The sequence below is a fragment of the Ruegeria sp. CDSA221 genome, assembly GCF_059611825.1.
Window position 1 is genome coordinate 469573 of record NZ_JBXWPK010000002.1, and the last position, 18336, is coordinate 487908.

At 56.5% G+C, this 18336-nt stretch carries 19 protein-coding genes and 1 tRNA gene; 14 read left to right on the forward strand and 6 right to left on the reverse strand.

Annotation, left to right across the window (positions count from 1 at the left end; all coding sequences use genetic code 11):
- Nucleotides 1-139: 139 nt before the first annotated feature.
- On the forward strand, nucleotides 140-385 hold the full coding sequence (locus tag AC2FJ5_RS04705; protein ID WP_142633639.1) for an EF-hand domain-containing protein: 246 nt from the start codon (nucleotides 140-142) through the stop codon (nucleotides 383-385).
- 53 nt (nucleotides 386-438) lie between these two features.
- Here AC2FJ5_RS04705 and AC2FJ5_RS04710 read toward each other — a convergent pair whose 3' ends face one another.
- Entirely contained in the window at nucleotides 439-1983 is a 1545-nt protein-coding gene (locus AC2FJ5_RS04710; protein WP_496792611.1) for a trimethylamine methyltransferase family protein, read from the reverse strand.
- Between the two features lie 394 nt (nucleotides 1984-2377).
- Between AC2FJ5_RS04710 and AC2FJ5_RS04715 the strand changes: the two genes are divergently transcribed.
- From AC2FJ5_RS04715 to AC2FJ5_RS04730, 4 genes are all read left to right on the forward strand, one after another.
- Nucleotides 2378-2905, forward strand: a complete 528-nt coding sequence (locus tag AC2FJ5_RS04715) for an outer membrane protein (RefSeq protein WP_496691196.1) — start codon at nucleotides 2378-2380, stop codon at nucleotides 2903-2905.
- A gap of 318 nt (nucleotides 2906-3223) precedes the next feature.
- On the forward strand, nucleotides 3224-4786 hold the full coding sequence (cysS, locus tag AC2FJ5_RS04720) for a cysteine--tRNA ligase (RefSeq protein WP_496792612.1): 1563 nt from the start codon (nucleotides 3224-3226) through the stop codon (nucleotides 4784-4786).
- Between the two features lie 72 nt (nucleotides 4787-4858).
- Complete coding sequence (gene cimA / locus AC2FJ5_RS04725) at nucleotides 4859-6493, forward strand: citramalate synthase (RefSeq protein WP_496792614.1); 1635 nt, start codon at nucleotides 4859-4861, stop codon at nucleotides 6491-6493.
- 2 nt (nucleotides 6494-6495) lie between these two features.
- Entirely contained in the window at nucleotides 6496-7272 is a 777-nt protein-coding gene (locus AC2FJ5_RS04730) for a squalene/phytoene synthase family protein (protein WP_496792646.1), read from the forward strand.
- A 3-nt stretch (nucleotides 7273-7275) separates the two neighbouring features.
- Here AC2FJ5_RS04730 and AC2FJ5_RS04735 read toward each other — a convergent pair whose 3' ends face one another.
- The gene (locus AC2FJ5_RS04735; RefSeq protein ID WP_142633649.1) at nucleotides 7276-8502 is read right to left on the reverse strand and encodes an MFS transporter; all 1227 of its coding nucleotides are present in this window, start codon (nucleotides 8500-8502) and stop codon (nucleotides 7276-7278) included.
- Between the two features lie 96 nt (nucleotides 8503-8598).
- On the opposite strand from AC2FJ5_RS04735, the gene AC2FJ5_RS04740 reads away from it, so the two are divergent.
- Genes AC2FJ5_RS04740 through AC2FJ5_RS04755 form a run of 4 tightly spaced genes read left to right on the forward strand, consistent with a single transcriptional unit; the run spans nucleotide 8599 to nucleotide 10696 of the window.
- Nucleotides 8599-9231, forward strand: a complete 633-nt coding sequence (locus tag AC2FJ5_RS04740) for a DNA-3-methyladenine glycosylase family protein (protein WP_496792615.1) — start codon at nucleotides 8599-8601, stop codon at nucleotides 9229-9231.
- Nucleotides 9228-9893, forward strand: coding sequence for an alpha/beta hydrolase (locus tag AC2FJ5_RS04745; RefSeq protein ID WP_142633653.1), 666 nt, complete (start codon nucleotides 9228-9230; stop codon nucleotides 9891-9893). The genes AC2FJ5_RS04740 and AC2FJ5_RS04745 overlap by 4 nt, the downstream gene beginning before the upstream one ends.
- A gap of 3 nt (nucleotides 9894-9896) precedes the next feature.
- Entirely contained in the window at nucleotides 9897-10400 is a 504-nt protein-coding gene (locus tag AC2FJ5_RS04750; protein ID WP_281972058.1) for a GNAT family N-acetyltransferase, read from the forward strand.
- Nucleotides 10394-10696 (forward strand): putative quinol monooxygenase, encoded by a 303-nt coding sequence (locus AC2FJ5_RS04755; protein ID WP_496691199.1) that lies wholly within the window; start codon nucleotides 10394-10396, stop codon nucleotides 10694-10696. The genes AC2FJ5_RS04750 and AC2FJ5_RS04755 overlap by 7 nt, the downstream gene beginning before the upstream one ends.
- A gap of 2 nt (nucleotides 10697-10698) precedes the next feature.
- On the opposite strand, the gene AC2FJ5_RS04760 is transcribed toward AC2FJ5_RS04755, so the two are convergent.
- Nucleotides 10699-11124, reverse strand: a complete 426-nt coding sequence (locus AC2FJ5_RS04760) for a VOC family protein (protein ID WP_496792616.1) — start codon at nucleotides 11122-11124, stop codon at nucleotides 10699-10701.
- 31 nt (nucleotides 11125-11155) lie between these two features.
- The gene (locus AC2FJ5_RS04765; RefSeq protein ID WP_496792618.1) at nucleotides 11156-11761 is read right to left on the reverse strand and encodes a pseudouridine synthase; all 606 of its coding nucleotides are present in this window, start codon (nucleotides 11759-11761) and stop codon (nucleotides 11156-11158) included.
- Nucleotides 11762-11971: 210 nt separating this feature from the next.
- Between AC2FJ5_RS04765 and AC2FJ5_RS04770 the strand changes: the two genes are divergently transcribed.
- Complete coding sequence (locus AC2FJ5_RS04770; RefSeq protein ID WP_142633663.1) at nucleotides 11972-12559, forward strand: HNH endonuclease; 588 nt, start codon at nucleotides 11972-11974, stop codon at nucleotides 12557-12559.
- On the opposite strand, the gene AC2FJ5_RS04775 is transcribed toward AC2FJ5_RS04770, so the two are convergent.
- Both AC2FJ5_RS04775 and AC2FJ5_RS04780 read right to left on the reverse strand, forming a co-directional pair.
- Nucleotides 12556-13023 (reverse strand): disulfide bond formation protein B, encoded by a 468-nt coding sequence (locus AC2FJ5_RS04775; RefSeq protein WP_271947233.1) that lies wholly within the window; start codon nucleotides 13021-13023, stop codon nucleotides 12556-12558. The two genes, AC2FJ5_RS04770 and AC2FJ5_RS04775, sit on opposite strands and share 4 nt — an antisense overlap.
- Nucleotides 13020-13598: a YqaA family protein gene (locus AC2FJ5_RS04780; RefSeq protein ID WP_496700406.1), complete on the reverse strand. Its 579-nt coding sequence runs from the start codon at nucleotides 13596-13598 to the stop codon at nucleotides 13020-13022. The genes AC2FJ5_RS04775 and AC2FJ5_RS04780 overlap by 4 nt, the downstream gene beginning before the upstream one ends.
- 145 nt (nucleotides 13599-13743) lie before the next feature.
- On the opposite strand from AC2FJ5_RS04780, the gene AC2FJ5_RS04785 reads away from it, so the two are divergent.
- The 4 genes from AC2FJ5_RS04785 to AC2FJ5_RS04800 all read left to right on the forward strand — a co-directional run bounded on the left by AC2FJ5_RS04785 (nucleotide 13744) and on the right by AC2FJ5_RS04800 (nucleotide 18335).
- Nucleotides 13744-13829 (forward strand) — tRNA-Leu (locus tag AC2FJ5_RS04785).
- Between the two features lie 398 nt (nucleotides 13830-14227).
- A complete protein-coding gene (locus tag AC2FJ5_RS04790) occupies nucleotides 14228-15196 on the forward strand; it encodes a TAXI family TRAP transporter solute-binding subunit (protein WP_142633669.1) in 969 nt (322 codons plus the stop codon).
- A 101-nt stretch (nucleotides 15197-15297) separates the two neighbouring features.
- Nucleotides 15298-17907 carry a TRAP transporter permease gene (locus AC2FJ5_RS04795; RefSeq protein ID WP_496792619.1) on the forward strand — a complete coding sequence of 870 codons (2610 nt, stop codon included), beginning with the start codon at nucleotides 15298-15300 and terminating at the stop codon, nucleotides 17905-17907.
- Entirely contained in the window at nucleotides 17904-18335 is a 432-nt protein-coding gene (locus tag AC2FJ5_RS04800; RefSeq protein WP_496792620.1) for a universal stress protein, read from the forward strand. The genes AC2FJ5_RS04795 and AC2FJ5_RS04800 overlap by 4 nt, the downstream gene beginning before the upstream one ends.
- The last annotated feature ends 1 nt before the right edge of the window (nucleotide 18336 follow it).

Below are 18336 nucleotides of genomic sequence, written 5' to 3' on the forward strand. Positions count from 1 at the left end.
GGATGCGACTCTGGCAAACACGCGGAGTTTGGCGCGAAATCAAAGCGATGGTACTCAGTGGCTGACAACTGGTGGTGATTGCGTGTTCTTGATGCTTGTCCGGACACAAAACACACAAACTCTATCAGGAGGCATCACAATGAAACTGAATACTCTGGTCACATTTTCCGCACTTGCTTTTGCTCTGCCGACTTTGGCTTTCGCGCAGTCTGCGGCTGATACCAATGGGGACGGCGTTCTGACAATCGAAGAAGTTCAGGCCGTCGTGCCAGACGTTGACGCAAACGGATTTGCAGCAATGGATGCAAATGGCGACGGCGCGCTGGATCAGGATGAAGTTGCAATCGCGCAGGAAGCCGGGTTGCTGCCCTCCACAAACGGGTGATCAATAGATAGGAAGGGCGGCCAGATAGGAATTCTGGCCGCTTTTATAAGTGGTTATCGTGGTAAATGAATGTTGAACGCGCTGCGAATCTGCGCATCCAATGCCGGATCGAAAGTTGCCGGCGACGGCGTCGACAGGATCTCAAGTTTTCGCGCGGTCGCTTTTTCGATCAGGTCGGGTTTACCAATCTCGACCCATTCTTTCGGAGAGGTTCGATCTCCTAGTGTTGGGTACACATAATCCGCCTGCATGCGGCCAAGCGTGGCATCGGTACCCAGATAATGACCGGGCCCACCCAGGCAAACCTCGGCCATCTGATCCAATGCCAATGTCTCGTCTGTTACTTCGATCCCGCGGACGCAGCGCAGTGCCTGTCCGATAAGATCGTCTCCTAAGATCAAGCTTTCAAAGCAAAAACCCAATAGAGACGAATGCATGCCAGCGGCTTCATAGACCATGTTCAGACCGGACAAGCCGACCATGACATTGGAACACATCTGTTCCCAACCGGCCTGCATATCCGGAAGCTTCGAATCCGAGGCACCCGCTGCAGCTCCGCCCGGGAGGTCGTAGAATTTGTGCATCTGGGCGCAGCCCGCGCTGAGCAGGGCCTGTTCACCAGAGCCGACCGACATCGCGCCGGTTCGCAGGTCCAGACCAAAGGGCCAGGTCCCGAAAACCGCCGGAGCACCTGGCTTTACCGCATTTACATAAACCAAACCGGCAAGGCATTCTGCTGTGGCCTGGGCAATGGCGCCCGCGATCGTGGACGGGGCGGTTGCCCCTGCCATTCCAGCAGACAGCAGAAGAACAGGCATTCCGGCCTTGATACATTCCTCCATCACCTGACAGCTTTCGGTGGCAAATTTCATCGGCGGCACGACAAAGCAGTTCGAGTTCGACATGAAGGGCCGCTCGCGCCATTTGTCTTCGCCGCCCGCGATCATATGGATCATTTCCATCGCTGGCGCGACATAGCTGGGATCGGTGAACGACGTTCCGATATGCTTGTAAGTACCTGAAGTACAAGCGTAAATCGTGTTCAGATCCATCTCGAGATTGTCAGAGATATCGCGGCAAACCATGGGGCGCTGCACAAAATGGATATTGTCCAGCTGTTGGCAAATCCGCGCGGCATCGTGCAGATCCTGCACGGTTGAATCGCGGTATTCGCGACCATGGGCATCAACCATGCTGACGGCGGCTCCGGCGGTTCCGTAGTGAACCTTGGCGCCTGACAATTCGAGGTCGGTTTGACCATCCCGGCTGAACAAAGTGACCGAGCGGTTGGCTTTGGCAATGGTGTCTTCAACCAGCGCGCGCGGAAACCGGATGCGTCCGTCGTCGCCAAGTGTGCAGCCCGCGCCAACCAGATAGTCGATCCCGCTTTGCGGAGCATCCGCCAGACCTATGGTTTCAAGCGCCTGCAGCGCGGCCTCGTGAATGCGTTCGACTTGTGGCTGAGTCAGTGGCTTGTAGCGTCCGCCCTCCATTCCCGGGCGGATAGGGCGCAGATGATCAGGCAGAGCAGATGCGCGGGCAGCACGACGCGCAGCACGTCCGCCACTGCGGGAAGAGTTACGGGGTTGGTCGTTCATGTTTAGGATCCAATAGTGAGAAACGTATTTTGAGAGGCCTTACAAAAAGCCTGACGGCCGCCCCCTGGCAGCACGTCCCCGATCCGCGCCGATTGTGCGGCTGATCAGGTGGATTTTCCAAAATTCGTTCTGCATTTGGTTCCTCATCCAGTGGCCGCAGTGTTCCAATTCAGAACGGCATTATCTGTTCTATTTGCGACCTTGATGCCGAAAAGCGAAGCAAATTCTCAAGTGATTGTTGCCTAAAGATATTTTTCCCCGAGGCGGTCGAAATCTGCTATAATTCCTGTGCTTACTTGAATTGGGCCTCTAGGCTAAACACTTTTTTAACGAATGCGGCCCAGTTTGTAGCAAATTGATCTGAATACTCGAAAGCATTGCTGAAAGGTTTTTGGTGAATCGTAGGAAGGCGCATATCGCATTAATTGTTGCTCTGGCGACATCCGGCTTCTCACCGGCTTTGGCCGAGGATTGGAGCGGTGCCTATGCGGGATTCAGCTTTGGCTATGCTGATGCAGACGGGCCGAATGGTTCAAGCGGCAGCGACACCAGCTTTGGTCCTCATCTCGGGTATGACTTTGATTTCGGCAAGTTCGTGTTGGGTGGTGAGCTTGAGTATAACCGGCTGTCGCTGAATCTTGGTCAGGGCGAAGGCAGTCTGGATAGCATGACCCGGCTGAAATTGCGCGGCGGATACGATTTCGGCAATGCGTTGGGATATGTAGTTATCGGTGCGGCGCGCGTGGATTCCACGGTCGAAAACGATACCGCAGCGGTTTATGGCATTGGTGTCGCTTATCCGATTGGCAATAATTTCGTCATCAGCGGTGAGGCGCTGCGCCAGAATTTCAATGACGTTACCCGATCGAATGGGGGGCTGGATTCGAATGTGTTCAACCTGCGCACGACATTCCGGTTCTAGCAAGATTTCCAGATTGAATCTGATCTGAGCTGCTGAATTCACGACCAAGAAGGTCAGGTGTTTGCGGAACATGGCGTCAATTTCCTATTCCAATTCAAGGCGTTCGCCAATCACTCCCTGGTCATGATAGAACGTAAGGCTTGGCGCGGCGGGATAGCCATGCTAGAGGATGATCCATGAACCGGATGACCTGCATCATTTTCTGCTGCATTACCTGCTGATTTATCAAGCGGGCCGGTTTCTTTCGTTTTCTTCCCTGAGACAAGTTGCTAAGCCCGCGCCAACGCGAGACGCCATGCCGTTCTTAGGAGCCGACAGATGAAGACGATCAAACTGCACAACACACGGACACGGACAAAAGAGGATTTCGTTCCGATCAGCACCGACAATGTGCGGATGTATGTCTGTGGACCTACCGTCTATGACCGCGCCCATCTGGGTAACGCGCGGCCCGTGGTCGTGTTTGATGTGCTCTATCGTTTGCTGCGGCATGTTTATGGCGCAGATCATGTGACCTATGTGCGCAATTTCACCGATGTGGATGACAAGATCAACGCGACCGCGTTGTCTCGACAGAAGGCCGGGGCCAAAGGGTCGCTGGAGGATTTGGTGCAGGAACGATCGGATGAGACCATTGGCTGGTATCTGCACGACATGGGCGCGCTGGGGGCGTTGGAGCCGACCGAGATGCCGCGCGCGACGCAATATATTACTCAGATGGTCGCGATGATCGAGGATCTGATTGCCAAGGGTCACGCCTATGCGGCCGAAGGGCATGTTCTGTTCGCGGTGGACAGTTGGAAAGAGCAGTACGGAGCCCTGTCCGGTCGGTCCGTGGATGACATGATCGCGGGTGCCCGGGTCGAAGTTGCGCCGTATAAGAAGAACCCGATGGATTTCGTTCTGTGGAAGCCGTCTACCGACGAGTTGCCCGGGTGGGAGTCTCCTTGGGGCCGAGGGCGTCCGGGTTGGCATATCGAATGCTCGGCGATGGCGGATGATTTGTTGTGGAAGCAACCATTGGCTGAGGGCGCTTTGTCTGTACAAGCGCTGCAGCATCCTCACGTCATTGATATTCATGGTGGGGGCAACGATTTGATGTTCCCACACCATGAGAACGAGATTGCCCAGAGCTGCTGTGCAAATGAACAAGACGTCTTTGCCAATTACTGGCTGCACAATGAGATGCTGCAGGTCGAAGGGAAGAAGATGTCCAAATCGCTGGGCAATTTCTTCACCGTGCGCGACCTGTTGGAGCAAGGCGTGCCGGGAGAGGTGATCCGCTTTGTGTTCCTGCAGACTCATTATCGCAAGCCGATGGATTGGACGGAAACCAAGGCGGAACAAGCTAAGGACGAACTGACGGATTGGATTTTGTCGACGCGAACTTTTGCTCCTTCAGACCTAGCTCCGGATCCCCAAATCATTGCCGCGCTGTCAGATGACTTGAATACGCCCTTGGCCATCACGCTCCTAAGAAAGCTATTCAAACAGGGAAAGCGCGCCGAGTTGGCTGCAGGTATGGCGTTGCTTGGAATTCACGTCACACAATTTCCAAATTGGATTATTGAGAATATCGGAGAAGACCCTAGAGAACTGCTTGGAGTGTCGGTTCCCATGATCGGTCGGCCTTCCAATTCCGATCCACAAACAACTAGCGAGATATCGCACTTGGTAGCGCTAAGGCATGTTGCAAAAGTTAGAAAAAACTATGCTTTGGCGGATGAAATTCGCGGCTTTCTTAGTGATCACTTCATTGAAGTGATGGATGGAAAAGATGCTGTCACGTGGAAAGCGCGTAAGATGTCTTTGGATATGACACGAGAGAAGTTGCTGGAGGAAATTCGTAGAAAAACCAATTTACTAAAGCAGATTGAATAGCTTTTGCCTAATCCGCCAATTTCGCAGCGCCTTTAGCTGGGCACGGCCCGAACTAGCCAGTGAGTCAGAAGAATGACCAAAACCCGCCTCTACCTCTACGACACCACGCTGCGCGATGGGCAGCAGACGCAGGGCGTGCAGTTCTCGACCGCTGAGAAGGTGCAGATCGCGCAGGCTCTGGACGAGTTGGGTGTGGATTACATCGAAGGTGGTTGGCCCGGTGCGAACCCGACTGACAGTGCATTTTTTAATGCTGCGCCGAAAACTGCGGCGCGGTTGACTGCTTTTGGGATGACCAAACGCGCGGGCCGGTCGGCTGAGAATGACGATGTTCTAGCGGCGGTGATGAACGCAGGCACGAAGGCAGTGTGTCTTGTGGGCAAGTCGCATGATTACCACGTGACCCAGGCGCTGGGGATCACTCTGGACGAGAATGTCGAGAACGTGCGCGCCTCGGTTGCGCATATCGTGGCGCAGGGGCGTGAGGCGTTGTTTGACGCCGAGCATTTCTTTGATGGCTACAGGGACAATCCCGGATATGCGGTCCAGGTTTGCAAGGCCGCTTTAGAGGCCGGAGCTCGCTGGGTTGTTCTGTGTGACACCAATGGGGGCGCATTGCCCGGTGAAGTGTCGCGGGTTGTATCCGAGGTGATTGCCGCAGGCTTGCCAGGTGATCGTTTGGGCATTCATACCCATAATGACACGGAAAACGCGGTTGCGTGCTCGCTCGCTGCTGTGGATGCGGGCGTGCGTCAGGTTCAGGGAACCCTGAACGGGTTGGGCGAACGCTGCGGGAATGCAAATCTGACGGCTTTGATCCCCACTTTGCTGCTGAAAGAACCTTATGTGTCGCAGTTTGATATTGGGGTCAGCGTCGAGGCCTTGGCGGGTCTGACGCGGGTCAGCCGTATGTTGGACGAAATCCTGAACCGGGTTCCCAGCAAGCAGGCGGCCTATGTGGGGGCGTCTGCTTTTGCGCATAAGGCGGGGCTGCATGCCAGCGCGATCCTGAAGGATCCGTCGACGTACGAACATGTCGATCCGGCGACTGTCGGCAATGCACGGATCATCCCGATGTCGAACCAGGCGGGGCAGTCGAATCTGCGTAAACGCCTGACTGAGGCCGGCCTGAGCGTGGAAAGTGGTGATCCGGCGCTGGGGCGCATTCTTGACCGGATCAAGCAGCGCGAGGCCGAAGGCTATTCTTATGACACCGCCCAGGCCAGTTTTGAGCTGTTGGCGCGCGATGAGCTGGGTCAGTTGCCTGCCTTTTTCGAGGTCAAACGCTATAAGGTCACGGTTGAGCGGCGGAAGAATAAATACGACAAGATGGTCAGCCTGTCCGAGGCGGTTGTCGTGGTGAAGGTCGACGGGGAAAAGAAGCTGTCGGTCAGTGAATCTCTGGACGAAGATGGCAGCGACCGAGGGCCGGTGAACGCTTTGGCCAAGGCTCTGGCCAAGGATCTGGGGCAGTATTCGCGGATATTGGACGACATGCATCTGGTCGATTTCAAGGTGCGGATCACCCAAGGCGGAACCGAGGCTGTGACGCGGGTCATCATCGACAGCGAAGACGGGCAGGGGCGGCGCTGGTCAACTGTCGGGGTCAGCGCGAACATAGTGGATGCGTCGTTTGAGGCCCTATTGGATGCGATCCAGTGGAAGCTTGTACGGGATTGCCGTCCTCGGGCGGTGGTGGCCGAGTGACGGTGCAGTTCAATGACGATCTGAAGGCTTGTGCTGCATTGGTGCATCGCGCCGATCCGGACCGGTTCATGGCGGCGATGGCCGCGCCGGTTGCTGCACGTGCGGTTCTGTTTCCGATCTATGCTCTGAATGTCGAGGTCGCCCGCGCGCCCTGGGTCACGCAAGAGGCGATGATTGCTGAAATGCGCCTGCAATGGTGGCGTGATGCGCTGCAGGAAATCGCCGAAGGTCCGACTGTGCGTCGACATGAGGTCGTGACGCCGTTATCGCAGGTTCTTTCTCCACATCTGGCGGTGATGCTGGATGAATACGTGGCCGTAAGGCGCTGGGATATCTATCGCGATCCTTTTGAGGACGAGGCCCATTTCGAGGCCTACCTAAATCACAGCTCGGCCAGTTTGATGGTGGCGTCGGCGCAATCTTTGGGTGAGGCCGACGAGCCTGTGTTACGAGATTTCGGCTATGCCGTTGGCGTGGCGAACTGGCTGCGCGCAATCCCGGATCTTGAGGCGCGCGGGCGTATTCCTTTGTTGGATGGAACACCCGATGCAGTGCGCGATCTGGCGCAAAAGGCTCTGAACCGGTTACGGCGCGCACAGGGACAGCGTCTGGCGATTTCACCAGAGGCGCGCCCGGCGCTTTTGGTGGGTTGGCAATCTGAATGGGTGTTGCGCAAGACGATTGCTCAGCCAGATCGCGTGGCCGCAGGGAATTTGATGCAGGGTGAGGTTCGGCGCCGGGTTTCCCTGATGTGGAAGGTGGTCCGGGGTCGCTGGTAGACCTCAGACCGTTTCGGGATCGGACGGGCGCAGAACCAACCAAAGCAATGCGCCCCCGGCCAGAGTCAACAATGGAACCATGGCAAGGTTTACCGCGGTCCAGCCTTCAACCGGTGAGCCGCCAGAGCAGTTCATCAATCCACCCGAAGCAAGCGAAGCCAGTGTTACACCACCGAATACCAGCAGGTCGTTCAGACCCTGCATACGGCCACGCTCGTTGATGTCATGCGATGCCGCCAACATGGTGGTCGCGCCAATAAAGCCAAAATTCCAACCGACGCCCAGCAAGATCAGAGCGATGAAGAAGTTCTCAAGCTCAACCCCTTGCAAGGCGACAACGCCAGCACCGGCAAGGATTGCCAGACCAAGAGCTACGATTTTTTCGACGCCGAAACGGGCAATCAACTGGCCGGTGAAGAAACTGGGGATGTACATGGCGAGAACGTGAAAAGAGACCACATCTGCCGCGTCATTGGCTGTGTAGCCACAACCAACCACTGCCAGCGGAGTGGATGTCATGACCAGATTCATCAACGCATAAGAAACCATTGCGCAGATGATGGCCACGGCGATGCGCGGCGTCTTTAGCATCTCAAGCCGGGTGCGTCCGGTCGGGGCCCCCTCAGCGGCTTTTGCAGGCGTGGGGATGTCCAGAAAGAAAAACAAGACCGAACCCAGAATGTTGAGCACAATCACCGCCAGATAGGTGCCCAGGAATGGGATTACATAGGCGGTTGAGGTCAGCTTAACGATTTGGGGGCCAATGAGCGCGGCTGCCAGACCACCGGCCATGACGTATGAGATTGCCTTAGGGCGAAACGCGTCCGAGGCTGTGTCCGCGGCGGCAAAGCGATAGAATCCGTGCGCGCTCATATAGATGCCGGTCAGCAGACTGCCCGCCAGGAAGACCGGGAACGAGGCCAGATACAAACCGTAGGCCCCAACCAGACCCCCGCAGGCACCTGCCGTTGCCCCAACCAGAAACCCTGCGCGCCGTCCCCAGCGTTGCATTATGGCGGAAATCGGCGTTGCCGCCAGCATTGACCCCAGCACGATCAGCGAGATGGGCAGGGTTGCGAGACAGGCATTGGTGGCCAGCGACTGCCCGGCCAGACCGCCAACAATAAAGATCATCGGCATCTGCGATCCCAGAATGGCCTGAGCTGCGACCAGAACAGCGACATTACGCTTGGCCTGACTGTTATCCGGGATCGTGGGTGTCATTGTCATGCGCCAATGCCTAGCTGCGAAATCCATTGCGTACAAGACGGTTGCATCTGCGACAAAGCACCCTAACGTGCTGCTGACCAAATTACCGGAGCGCGCATGTCCGTCGGACGTATCATTGAAACCCCCGATTGCGTGGACGAGGGGGCCAAATGGCTGGCGGATATCTGTCCGCGCATGGCTTTTGCGATGGACCAGACCGGACCTCTACCGCTGCGCCGTAAACCTGACGGGTTTGCCCAGCTGCTAAGTGCGATTGTCAGCCAACAGGTCAGTGTGGCCTCGGCGAACGCCATCTGGAAACGACTGCAAGATGCAAAACTGACGGGCCCACGCAAAATCATGTGGGCCACCGATGAGGATTTGCGTGCGGTGGGCCTGAGCCGCCAAAAGATCAGATATGCCCGAGCGCTTGCGGAGGCTCGTATTGATTACAAGGCGTTACGCGACGCACCTGATCAGGACGTAGTGGCGATTCTGACCGAAGTCTCAGGCATAGGCGTTTGGACGGCCGAGATTTACGCGATGTTTTCTCTGGGCCGTGCCGATGTGATTGCACCGGGCGACCTTGCGCTGCAAGAGGCCGCGCGCATCCTCTATGATTTACCCAAGCGCCCTACGGATAAAGAACTGCGCCGGATGGCCGAAGCGTGGTCACCCTGGCGGTCGGTTGCAGCGCGGGTGTTGTGGGCCTATTACCGGGTCGCAAAAGAACGAGAAGGGATCAGATGACACGGGTTTTGAATGCGCTCCGAAAAGAGCCGGTTTCCGGCGATACGCGCTCGGTCGTGGTGTTCGTGCATGGCTATGGCGCCAACGGGGCCGACTTGCTGGGGTTGGCCGATGTGTTGGGCGAGCATCTACCGGACACTCTGTTCGTTGCCCCTGACGCGCCCGAGCAGATCCCGGGTATGCCCAATGGCTTTCAGTGGTTCCCGATCCCGTGGATTGATGGCTCTTCCGAAGAAGAATCGCGCCGCGGGATGGAAATGGCGGCGGATGACTTCGACGCTTTCCTCGATGCGTTGATGGTGGACGAAGACGTTCTGCCCGAGCAGGTGGTTCTGTTCGGATTTTCGCAAGGCACGATGATGAGCCTGCATGTCGCCCCGCGCCGCGAGGACCCAGTGGCCGGGATAGTAGCCATTTCAGGACGCCTTCTGGAACCCGATCTACTGCCGGATGAAACAGTCAGCCGCATGCCGGTCCTACTGGTACATGGCGATGCCGATGACGTCGTGCCGCCACAATCCTTGCCCGAAGCCGCCGAGGCCCTGCAAGCGGCTGAGTTCAAAGAGGTCTATGCCCATGTCATGAAGGGCACCGGCCACGGTATTGCCCCGGATGGTCTTAGCGTCGCACTGGCTTTCATGCGTGACAAGCTGAGCCTTTAAGCGATGATTGCGGTCCGCCCCATGATGCCCGAGGATGTCGCAGCAGCTTGCGATTTGCTCAACCAGATCATCGCCATTGGTGGTACGACTGCGTTCGAAACCCCTTTCTCCGAGGCGCAGTTTGCGCAGAGTTATCTATTGGGTCTCGATAAGATTTGCAGCCATGTGGCGATGGACGCGCAAGGTGAGGTTGCCGGGTTTCAATGGCTTGGGGTGAATGACGCACTGCCCGACGATTGTGCTGACATTGCAACCTTCACCCGCCGCGAACCGGTTTTGAAGGGGGCAGGGCGTGCCTTGTTTGAAGAAACCGCCAAATTTGCCGTAGGGGTTGGGCTCGGCTCCATCAGCGCGACAATAAGGGCTGATAACCGGATGGGCCTGAACTATTACGAGAAGATGGGATTCCAAGATTACTCGGTTGATTTTGGTGTGCCCCTTCGTGACGGCACGCCGGTCGATAGGATTACCAAACGGATTGATCTGAGATTGGAGATACCATGCTGATCGTAACCGGAACTATCGAAATTACGCCGGAAGGTGTCGAGGCTGCCAGAAAAGCTGCGCAGGAAATGGTTGCCGAGACGGTGAAGGAAGCAGGCTGCACGGTCTATGAATTCAGCCAGATTCTGGGTCATGCCAATCGGTTTCGGATCTACGAAGAATGGGAAAGTCAGGCCGCGCTCGAGGCGCATTTTGCCACACCGCACATGGCAACATTTCAGGCGGTGCTAGGCAAGGTCGGAGTGACTGAAAGTCTAATCTATCGGATCACGGGAGGTGACAAGAAACCGCTGCGGTGATCCTAGTCCCATAAGGAAGGCTCGGCGAATTCGATGGAATTCCCGGACGGGTCGCGAACGTATAAAGACAGTACTCCGTTCGGCCATTCAAATTCAGCGTCTACGGGCACGTTCCAGTCTATAAGATGCTTTCGCATCACCGCGATTTGCGCGCGCGCCATGCCAAAGCAGGCATGACCCGGACCTTGGGCGCCATGGGCGGGAACAGGCAGGCGCGGGTTGTCCGGAGGTTTTTCGGTCTCTGCCGCATTGAATAGCAGCAACACTGAACCACCCACCTTGTAGAACACATGCCGGTTGGCGACACGCTGGATTTGCTCAAACGCTAGAACGTCCCCATAGAAATGCTCTGCTGCATCCAGGTCGTCGACATAAAGTGACGCTTCTAAAAGGCCGGTTGGCTGCGGAATGTCAGGTGATACCTTCATTCCTCTATCCTATCACAAATAGGCGTTTCGGTCACCGACGTGGGCGCCGGTCCCGTTTGCGCGAAGAAGATGGCGTAAGGGCAGGCATAGATAGGCTATCCCATTGCCCCGGCTCAAGCCCGTCCAATGTCCAGTCGCCAATCCGGGCGCGGATCAGTCGAAGGGTCGGGTGCCCAACGGCCGCCGTCATTCGGCGCACTTGCCTGTTTCGACCTTCTCGAAGGACCAGTTCGACCCAACAATCCGACACCGTCTGCCGCACTCTGATCGGCGGGTCGCGCGGCCATAATGCCTCGGGCTGATCCATCAATCGCGCCTTGGCAGGGCGGGTCAAGCCCTCCTTCAGCTCAACACCCTCGCGCAGGGCTTTTAGGGCGGAGGCGTCTGGCTCCCCTTCGACCTGCACCCAATAGGTCTTAGCCATTTTATGCTTGGGATCGGCTATCTGCGCCTGAAGGCGACCATTGTCGGTCAACAGCATCAAACCTTCGCTATCGCGGTCCAATCGCCCGGCGGGATATACGTCCGGCAGATCAATGAAATCCGACAGCGTACTGCGCGGAGACTCCGCATTCGCGCGATCCGTGAACTGCGGCAATACATTGAATGGTTTATTGAAGCGGATGAACCAGGACATTACCCGCCATAGCCCGGCGATCGAATTGGTGCAACCTGTGGATAACTGTCATCGGCCTGTTACGGATTCGGAATACTCAATCCCCGAGATATTGTGGAAACTCAGGGCTTGTCAGAGCTTTAACACGATATATAGTAAAGCTAAGGCCGGGGCGGGGGTTCTCCGCTCTGATGTCAAAAGAGGCAGAGCAGAGCGTGGAGAGATTCTGATATGGACGGAGATTTCAGGACCGAATTTGTCAGGGAACCCGGTGCGCTCAAGCATCATCCGGCATTGGTTTTGAACGCCGATTACCGCCCCTTGTCCTACTATCCACTATCGCTCTGGCCGTGGCAGGAGGCCATAAAAGCTGCCTGGCTGGACAGGGTGGATATCGTCGCCGAATATGACGAAGTTGTCCGAAGCCCGAGCACCGAGATACGAATACCCTCGGTCGTTGTGCTGAAAGATTATGTAAAACCCAGAAAGCGCGTGGCCTTCACGCGCTTTAATTTATTTCTGAGGGATGAATTCCGCTGCCAATACTGTGGCAGCCGTGGGGATCTGACCTTTGATCACGTGATCCCGCGCGCGGCGGGCGGGGTGACAAGCTGGCAGAACGTTGTTGCGGCCTGTAGCCCATGTAACTTGCGCAAAGGGTCTAAATCACTGCGGCAAGCAGGAATGACATTGCGCAAGCCTCCGCGGCAGCCGGATGCTGAGGCTTTGCGCAACGTTGGACGAAAATTCCCACCGAACCACCTGCATGACAGTTGGATCGACTTTCTCTATTGGGATGCGGAACTGGACGAGCTCTAACGGCCTTCACGCCACGCGGCGAACCAGAGCAGAACCAGAACGAAAGACAAAGCGGCATTCCATCCGGCCATGGAAACACCAAATAACTCCCATGGAATATCATCACAGCGTACCAGTGGTGCCGACATGATCTGATCCAGCAGTTCTTCTGCCGACAGACCGCCGATGCTGCTTGATGTGCAGCTTGACGGACCTTCCCACAAACCGCGTTCTACACCAGCGTGATAGACACCAATGACCGCAGTGGTCAGCGCCGCCATGACGCCTAAAAGAGGGAGGATCGCCAGCCGAGGTAGCGCAAGCGCCGCAGCACCGATCAGGATGGCGACAGCATGCGGATAGCGTTGCCAGATGCACATTTTGCAGGGTGGAAGCCCGCCGAGATACTGAAACGCAAAGGCCCCAAGCAGCAATGCCACAGATCCAAACGTGGCAACCAGGACCAGTAAATTTCGTCTTGTCATAGGAATCTCACCGCTAGGAACCCGCCGAACAAAAGGATGATGAACAGGGTAAACATAAGGCCCAGCCGCTTTTCTATGAAGGTGCGGATCGGCTCTCCGAACCCCCAAAGCAGACCGGCGACGATGAAGAACCGGATCGCTCGGGCCAGAATCGAGGTGGCAATGAAGGTGCCCAGGGGCATCCCTGTCCAGCCGGACATGATGGTGATGACCTTATAGGGAAAAGGCGTAACCCCAGCGGCCAGAACAGCCCAGAAACCAAAGTCATTGAACCGTGTGTTGAACTCTTCCATGGCGTGGGCTTTGCCCATGGATTCAAGGATGGGCTGGCCGAGGCTTTCATAAAAGAACGCGCCGATTGCATATCCTAACATTCCGCCCAAAACCGAAGCTACCAGTGCCACAGAAGCAATCAGCCAGGCCCGGGAGGGTCGGGCAAGGATCATGGGAATCATCAGAACGTCCGGCGGTATCGGAAAGAAAGAGCTTTCGATGAAGGAAACAATAGCCAGCGCCCACAAGGCATTCGGGTGTTCTGCCAGACGAATGGTCCAGTCATAAAGAGGTCGCAGCATCAGGTGCAATTTCCCTGTACATGTGTTGGGTAACCCAAATCATGCGCCCCGCAGGCCGTCAACCTTGCAGGCTGGAACATTCCTCAATCAGGGTGTTTTTTGCCTCTGGACCTTCTCGATTTTGAACGCTAATTCAGTGTCCGTGGCCCAAGTGGCGGAATGGTAGACGCAGGGGATTCAAAATCCCCCGGTAGTGATACCGTGCCGGTTCGAGTCCGGCCTTGGGTACCAAAGTAAAAACAGAGGGTTAGGGGAACCTGCCTTCTGTTTTTTCTTTCCGGCAGTTCTAATTGCTCGGATTCCCAACTCACACTTTCGCGTTCTGGTCAGAATTCCCGATGTCAAAAGCGCATAATTGGATGTGTTTGCGGTCACTGCGGGGCAGATGCGCAAGAAAAGCTTCAAAGGCGGGGAAAATTCAGGGGGGCTTGTCAAATCTGAGGATACGCCTGCTTTGGTGACCTGCTGGCCTTGACAAGCTAATGCTCAGAATGAAACCTCTTACGGGTTGGGAGATTCTGAAAAATCAAAGATATGCCTGCTGCATAGCGGGCGTTGTTGCATATCGCAGGGCCATTTATCCGGCGCTTTGATGTGTCTCCCACCAGAAAAATAATGGGAGTTCACTTATGAAAAACAGCAGCAAGCTTAGCCTCGGCGCGGTTGTCACGGCGGCTCTGATGGCGCCTGCGGCCTATGCCGAAGAGTTTATCACGATCGGCACAGGTGGCGTGACCGGGGTGTATTACCCAACTGGCGGTGCAATCTGTCGTCTGGTCAACAAAGGGCGCAAGGAACATGGCGTGCGCTGCTCGGTCGAATCGACCGGCGGTTCCGTGTACAACATCAACACCATTCGCGAAGGCGAGCTGGAGTTTGGTGTCGCGCAGTCCGACTGGCAGTACCACGCCTATAACGGCAGCTCGAAATTCGAAGAGGCCGGCCCGTTTGAAAACCTGCGCGCCGTCTTCTCGGTTCACCCCGAACCGTTTACCGTTGTGGCCCGTGCCGATTCCGGTGTGACCAATTTCGAAGACCTGAAAGGCAAGCGCGTAAATATCGGTAACCCCGGTTCCGGTCAGCGTGGCACCATGGAGGTTCTGCTGGGCGAAATGGGCTGGTCCACTGACGATTTCGAACTGGCGACCGAACTGAAAGCGGCGGAACAGTCCGCAGCCCTGTGCGACAACCAGATTGACGCAATGGTCTATACCGTGGGTCACCCCTCGGGCTCGATTCAAGAAGCCACCACGGCTTGCGACTCGGTTCTGGTCAATGTCAGCGGCGAGGCCGTGGACAAGCTAGTCAACGACAACTCGTTCTACCGTACAGCTACCATTCCCGGCGGCATGTACCGCGGGTCGGATGGTGATACCGCGACATTCGGCGTTGGCGCGACCTTCGTGACTTCGGCGGACGTGTCGGATGATGCGGTTTATGCGGTTGTCAGCTCGGTTTTCGAGAACTTCGATGACTTCAAAAAGCTTCACCCGGCATTTGCCAACCTCAAGCCCGAAGAGATGATCGCGGACGGCTTGTCAGCCCCGCTGCATCCGGGTGCCGAGAAGTACTACAAAGAAAAAGGCTGGATTCAATAAGCCAGACCTGACGCGGGGTGCCCTTCGGGCACCCCGCACAAAACCCGTATCAAGCGGGTGAATCAGAAGGCCGCAAATGGCCACGACGGGGAGACATTTTCATGAGTTCCGAGACACAATCGAACCGCCCGCTATCCGAAGAAGAACTACAGGATCTGGTCGCATCTTCAGATGCCGGAGGGCGTAATCCGGTTGGGAATGTAGGCGTTTTCCTTGCGATCGTGGCGGCGATCTGGTCGATCTTTCAGGTCGTACTTGCTTCGCCCCTGGCGAACTATGTGTTGCCCGGCAGCGTGGTTAACAATTCGCGTCAGTTTCACCTGGCCTTTGCGATGTTTCTGGCCTTTGCAGCCTATCCGGCGCTGAAATCCAGCCCACGAGATTATATCCCTGTGCAGGATTGGATCATGGGCCTTCTGGGCGCGTTTGTGGCGCTGTATGGATATTTCTTCTATACCAAGATCGTCGATGCCGGAGGGCTGGCAGACAACACTGACAAGTGGATCGCGCTGGGTGGTCTGTTGCTGTTGTTCGAGGCCGCGCGCCGTGCGCTTGGCCCGGCGATGGCGATCATTGCGACGATCTTTTTGGCCTATGTCTTCTTTGGATCATCCGAATGGGTGCCCGAAGTCATCCGCTGGAAGGGCGCCAGCCTGAAAAAGGCGATGAGCCATATGTGGATCACCTCCGAGGGCGTGTTCGGTATCGCCTTGGGTGTTTCGACCAAGTTTGTATTCCTGTTTGTTCTGTTTGGCGCCTTGTTGGATAAGGCCGGGGCAGGGAACTATTTCATCAAGATGGCCTTTGGCGCGCTGGGTCACCTGCGCGGCGGCCCCGCCAAGGCGGCGGTTGTGGGCTCAGCTGCGACCGGTCTGATCTCGGGCTCGTCCATAGCAAACGTTGTGACTACTGGTACCTTCACCATTCCATTGATGAAACGTGTTGGGTTCAGCAGCGAACAGGCGGGTTCGGTTGAGGTCGCCAGTTCGGTGAACGGGCAGATCATGCCACCCGTCATGGGCGCTGCAGCCTTCTTGATGGTAGAATATGTGGGTATTTCCTATGTCGAGGTGATCACCCACGCCTTCCTGCCAGCGGCGATCTCATACATTGCTCTGGTCTATATCGTGCATCTCGAAGCCGTAAAGCGGAACATGCCCACGTTGGGCGACCGCGAAGTGAAACTGGCACGTACCGTGGTTGGTATGTTCTCGTTCTTCATTGTTTTTGCTGGGCTCTGCTATGGCTCTCAATTCCCTGTGGAAGCAGTGACAAATTGGATGCCGAACTCGGCCGGTCTGGTCCTCAGCTTCATCATCTGCGCAATTTACGTGGCGCTGCTGTATCTGGCCGCACAGGTGCCCGATCTGGAACCCGATGACCCGAATGCCAAAGAGGTGACGCTGCCGGTCATTAGCGAGATCTACAAGGCGGGCCTGCACTACCTTCTGCCGATCATCGTGCTGGTCTATTTCCTGATGATTGAACAGAAATCGCCCGGTCTTTCGGCCTTTTGGGCCACGTCCTTGCTGTTCGTGATCCTGCTGACGCAGAAACCGCTGAAGGCGATGTTCCGGGGGCAAAGCAACCTCTACAACGCGTTCATCGACGGTGTCGCGGATCTGTGGCAGGGCATGATCGACGGCGCGCGCAACATGATCGGTATCGCGCTGGCGACGGCCACGGCGGGTGTGATCGTTGGTACCGTGACCCTGACCGGTGTGGGCCAGGTGATGGCCGATCTGGTCGAGTTCCTGTCGGGTGGCAATCTGATCCTGATGCTGATCATGGTCGGTATCCTCAGCCTGATCCTGGGCATGGGCCTGCCGACCACTGCGAACTATATCGTCGTCAGTTCTTTGATGGCCGGTGTGGTCGTGGAGCTGGGCGCGCAGAGCGGGCTGATTGTGCCGCTGATCGCGGTGCATCTGTTCGTCTTCTACTTTGGCATCATGGCGGATGTGACACCGCCCGTGGGGCTGGCCAGTTTCGCGGCTGCGGCTGTATCGGGGGGCGATGCGATCAAGACCGGATTCATCGCCTTCTTCTATAGCCTGCGCACGGTCGCGTTGCCGTTTGTCTTCATCTTCAACACAGACCTTCTGTTGATTGATGTGACCTGGGTCGAAGGGATAATCGTTGCGATATTTGCGACGATAGCGATCCTTGTCTTTACGGCGGGCACGATGGGCTACTTCCTGACCCGCAGCCGGATCTATGAAAGCGTTGCCTTGGTCGCGGTTGCTTTCGCACTATTCCGTCCGGATTACTTTATGGACAGGATTTCACCCCCATATCAGACCGTTGAACCGGCAGCTTTCACCGAAACGATCGGGGAAACACCGCCCGGAACCGAGGTACGTCTGGTCATCAGCGGCCCGGATTTCGACACGCTTGAGATGGTGGATACCACGGTTGTCGTCTCTGTCGGCGACGAAGACGGCGGTCCTGCACGGGTTGATGCGATGGGTCTACTGCTGATCGAAGAGGACGGTCTGATCAAGCTGGAAGAGCCGTTGTTCGGCGCGCCTGTTGCCGATGATTTGGGCAACTTCGACTATTACGGGGATGAGGCCGTGCGCCTGACCTCGGTCAGCCTGCCGTCAAGCCAGCCACCCAAGCAGCTGGTCTATATCCCGGCGATGATCCTGTTGGGTCTGATCGCCTTCCTGCAACGCGGCCGTGCCGCCAGACAAGGGGTGCCCGCATGACACGTTCTGTTCTGTGTGCTGTTGATATCAGCAATGGCAAAATTGATGGCCCGGTCCTTCAAAAGGCCGCTGCATTGGCCGATTTGGAGGGGGCGCAGCTGGATGTGGTCAGCGTTCTGCCCGATTTTGGAGAAAGCTGGGTGTCCGGCTTTTTCCAGGCGGATTTCCATGAAAAGTCTTTGGCTGAGGCGCAGAAACAACTGACCGAGCTGTGCGCATCAACATTGGGCAGTGAGCGCAATGAAAAGATCCGCCATGTGGTGGCCACGGGCACGGCCTATCAGGAGATCCTGAAAACCGCAGAAAGCGCCGGATCTGACCTGATCGTCATTGGGGCGCATAAGCCGGACTTCAAGGATTACCTGCTGGGTCCGAATGCTGCGCGCGTCGTGCGGCATTCGACAGTCTCGGTCTACGTGGTGCGATGAT

Coding starts and splice junctions, on each gene's coding strand:
- AC2FJ5_RS04705 (WP_142633639.1), top strand. CDS start 140: ATGAAACTGAATACTCTGGTCACATTTTCCGCACTTGCTTTTGCTCTG.
- AC2FJ5_RS04710 (WP_496792611.1), bottom strand. CDS start 1,983: ATGAACGACCAACCCCGTAACTCTTCCCGCAGTGGCGGACGTGCTGCG.
- cysS (WP_496792612.1), top strand. CDS start 3,224: ATGAAGACGATCAAACTGCACAACACACGGACACGGACAAAAGAGGAT.
- cimA (WP_496792614.1), top strand. CDS start 4,859: ATGACCAAAACCCGCCTCTACCTCTACGACACCACGCTGCGCGATGGG.
- AC2FJ5_RS04735 (WP_142633649.1), bottom strand. CDS start 8,502: ATGACAATGACACCCACGATCCCGGATAACAGTCAGGCCAAGCGTAAT.
- AC2FJ5_RS04740 (WP_496792615.1), top strand. CDS start 8,599: ATGTCCGTCGGACGTATCATTGAAACCCCCGATTGCGTGGACGAGGGG.
- AC2FJ5_RS04745 (WP_142633653.1), top strand. CDS start 9,228: ATGACACGGGTTTTGAATGCGCTCCGAAAAGAGCCGGTTTCCGGCGAT.
- AC2FJ5_RS04750 (WP_281972058.1), top strand. CDS start 9,897: ATGATTGCGGTCCGCCCCATGATGCCCGAGGATGTCGCAGCAGCTTGC.
- AC2FJ5_RS04755 (WP_496691199.1), top strand. CDS start 10,394: ATGCTGATCGTAACCGGAACTATCGAAATTACGCCGGAAGGTGTCGAG.
- AC2FJ5_RS04760 (WP_496792616.1), bottom strand. CDS start 11,124: ATGAAGGTATCACCTGACATTCCGCAGCCAACCGGCCTTTTAGAAGCG.
- AC2FJ5_RS04765 (WP_496792618.1), bottom strand. CDS start 11,761: ATGTCCTGGTTCATCCGCTTCAATAAACCATTCAATGTATTGCCGCAG.
- AC2FJ5_RS04770 (WP_142633663.1), top strand. CDS start 11,972: ATGGACGGAGATTTCAGGACCGAATTTGTCAGGGAACCCGGTGCGCTC.
- AC2FJ5_RS04775 (WP_271947233.1), bottom strand. CDS start 13,023: ATGACAAGACGAAATTTACTGGTCCTGGTTGCCACGTTTGGATCTGTG.
- AC2FJ5_RS04780 (WP_496700406.1), bottom strand. CDS start 13,598: ATGCTGCGACCTCTTTATGACTGGACCATTCGTCTGGCAGAACACCCG.
- AC2FJ5_RS04790 (WP_142633669.1), top strand. CDS start 14,228: ATGAAAAACAGCAGCAAGCTTAGCCTCGGCGCGGTTGTCACGGCGGCT.
- AC2FJ5_RS04795 (WP_496792619.1), top strand. CDS start 15,298: ATGAGTTCCGAGACACAATCGAACCGCCCGCTATCCGAAGAAGAACTA.
- AC2FJ5_RS04800 (WP_496792620.1), top strand. CDS start 17,904: ATGACACGTTCTGTTCTGTGTGCTGTTGATATCAGCAATGGCAAAATT.